The sequence below is a fragment of the Pseudomonas sp. NPDC086278 genome, from assembly GCF_050280905.1.
Lineage (GTDB): Bacteria > Pseudomonadota > Gammaproteobacteria > Pseudomonadales > Pseudomonadaceae > Aquipseudomonas.
In genome coordinates, this window is sequence record NZ_JBNNWE010000201.1 from 1 (window position 1) to 2,218 (window position 2,218).

Sequence of the window (2,218 nt, forward strand, 5' to 3'; positions counted from 1 at the left end):
GATCCAGTCGAACCAGGCCGCGCCCATGAACAGTGGCGGAATCACCGCTACGGCGAGGGCGAAGATAACCCGAACGCCGGTTTCCTCGTCGGCCTCAAGGCCTTCACCGCCGCCGTACTGGGCGGTATCGGCAGCATCCCCGGCGCCATGCTCGGCGGGCTGGTGCTGGGTGTCGCGGAAGCTTTCGGTGCCGATATTTTCGGCGACCAGTACAAGGACGTTGTAGCGTTCGGCCTATTGGTTCTGGTGTTGTTGTTCCGGCCAACCGGCCTGCTGGGCCGTCCGGAGGTTGAGAAAGTATGACTAGGAATCTTAAACAGGCGCTGTTCAGCGCCTTGCTGGTGTGGGCCGTGGCCTACCCGGTACTCGGTCTGAAACTGACCATCGTCGGCATCAACCTCGAAGTGCATGGCACCAGCAATGCAACGCTGATCACCATCGCGGTGTGCTCGGTATTGATGTTCCTGCGGGTGTTGTTCGATCAGCAGATCAGTTCGGCCTGGCGCTCCTCGCCGAGCATGCCGCTGATTCCGGCCAAGGCCAGCAACTTCCTGACCCTGCCCACCACCCAGCGCTGGTTCATCATCGCGTTGATCGCCGGCGCGCTCGTCTGGCCGTTCTTCGGCTCTCGCGGCGCGGTGGACATCGCGACCCTGGTGCTGATTTACGTGATGCTCGGCCTCGGCCTGAACATCGTGGTCGGCCTGGCCGGTCTGCTCGACCTCGGTTATGTCGGCTTCTACGCCGTCGGCGCCTACAGCTATGCACTGCTGTCGCACTACTACGGCCTGAGCTTCTGGATCTGCCTGCCAATCGCCGGTCTGATGGCGGCCACGTTCGGCTTCCTGCTCGGTTTCCCGGTACTGCGCCTGCGCGGTGACTACCTGGCCATCGTGACCCTCGGCTTCGGTGAAATCATCCGTCTGTTCCTGCGTAACCTGACCGAACTCACTGGCGGCCCGAACGGCATCAGCAACATCGAGAAGCCAACGTTCTTCGGCCTGACCTTCGAGCGTAAAGCCGCCGAAGGCATGCAGACGTTCCACGAGTATTTCGGCCTGGAATACAACTCGATCAACAAGGTGATTTTCCTCTACCTGGTTGCCCTGTTGCTGGCCCTCGGCGCGCTGTTCGTGATCAACCGTTTGCTGCGCATGCCCATCGGCCGTGCCTGGGAAGCGCTGCGTGAAGACGAAATCGCCTGCCGTGCGCTGGGTCTCAATCCTACGGTCATCAAGCTGTCGGCCTTCACCCTGGGCGCCAGCTTCGCCGGTTTCGCCGGCAGCTTCTTCGCCGCCCGTCAGGGTCTGGTGACTCCGGAGTCCTTCACCTTCATCGAGTCGGCGATCATCCTCGCCATCGTCGTACTGGGTGGCATGGGCTCGCAACTGGGCGTGATCCTCGCGGCCGTGGTGATGATCCTGTTGCCGGAAATGATGCGTGAGTTCAGTGAATACCGCATGTTGATGTTCGGCGCCCTGATGGTGCTGATGATGATCTGGCGTCCTCAAGGCCTGCTGCCCATGCAACGTCCTCACATGGAGCTGCGCAAATGAGCCGCGAGATCCTGAAAGTCGAAAACCTGAGCATGCGCTTCGGCGGTTTGCTGGCGGTCAATAACGTCGCCCTGACCGTGAAGGAAAAGCAGGTCGTTGCGCTGATCGGCCCTAACGGCGCCGGCAAGACCACCGTGTTCAACTGCCTGACCGGTTTCTACAAGCCGAGTGGCGGCAGCATCCTGCTGGACGGCGAGCCGATCGAAGGCCTGCCGGGCCACAAGATCGCCCTCAAAGGCGTGGTGCGCACGTTCCAGAACGTGCGGTTGTTCAAGGACATGACCGCGGTCGAGAACCTGCTGATCGCGCAGCACCGTCACCTGAACACCAACTTCCTGTCGGGCCTGTTCAAGACCCCGTCGTTCCGCAAAAGCGAACGCGAGGCCATGGAATTCGCCGAGTTCTGGCTGGACAAGGTCAACCTGACGCAGTTCGCCAACCGTCCGGCCGGCACCCTGGCCTACGGTCAGCAACGTCGCCTGGAAATCGCTCGCTGCATGATGACCCGCCCGCGGATCCTCATGCTCGACGAACCGGCCGCCGGCCTGAACCCCAAGGAAACCGAAGTCCGCACCCTCGCCGTGCACGCCGACAACTCCACTCGCCCACCCATCAGTGGAGGCGCCCAATGAGCCCTTCTATGTTGATCAATACGGTGGGCG

2 protein-coding genes and 1 pseudogene are annotated in these 2,218 nt (G+C 61.8%); all 3 read left to right on the forward strand.

The window, feature by feature from the left end; genetic code table 11:
* The coding region (locus tag ACQKP4_RS28895) for an ABC transporter permease subunit (protein WP_427637424.1) at nt 1-303 on the forward strand (303 nt) is incomplete at its 5' end.
* Nucleotides 300-1,556 (forward strand): high-affinity branched-chain amino acid ABC transporter permease LivM, encoded by a 1,257-nt coding sequence (locus ACQKP4_RS28900; RefSeq protein ID WP_427637425.1) that lies wholly within the window; start codon nt 300-302, stop codon nt 1,554-1,556. The genes ACQKP4_RS28895 and ACQKP4_RS28900, both read left to right, overlap by 4 nt.
* Nucleotides 1,553-2,122: pseudogene (locus tag ACQKP4_RS28905) on the forward strand (ATP-binding cassette domain-containing protein); the annotation flags it as partial. The gene ACQKP4_RS28900 and the pseudogene ACQKP4_RS28905, both read left to right, overlap by 4 nt.
* Nucleotides 2,123-2,218 lie beyond the last annotated feature (96 nt).